Source organism: Acinetobacter lwoffii (assembly GCF_024129115.1).
Lineage (GTDB): Bacteria > Pseudomonadota > Gammaproteobacteria > Pseudomonadales > Moraxellaceae > Acinetobacter > Acinetobacter lwoffii_T.
Genome location: NZ_JAMXXO010000069.1, coordinates 1 through 291, shown reverse-complemented (window position 1 = coordinate 291; position 291 = coordinate 1). Strand labels below are relative to the sequence as shown.

Here is a 291-nt window from a genome sequence, read left to right as displayed (position 1 = left end):
TTAAATTAGTGAAATACTCAAATGAAAAAATAGTAAAAGCTCTCTTACTTTCTCCTTTACCACTACTTTTTTTCACAGCAGTCCTGTTTATCGTAATGAATCAGGAATACAGCCTATACTCGATTTTAGTGGTTCTTGTAGGGCACGGTCTTGTCTACTTGGCTTATTGTATTTTGACTGTACCTTTCAGCTTCATATTCTCAATTCTTTTAAATCGTTATAACAGTCTTAATTTATTAACTATCTGTATTGCCTCTATAATTATTGCTACTCCATTTTTTATTCTTTTTG

General features: G+C 30.9%; 1 protein-coding gene. It reads left to right on the top strand.

The window, feature by feature from the left end:
• Positions 1–8 precede the first annotated feature (8 nt).
• On the top strand, positions 9–291 hold a 283-nt coding region (locus NI470_RS15705; RefSeq protein ID WP_253154024.1), incomplete at its 3' end, for a hypothetical protein.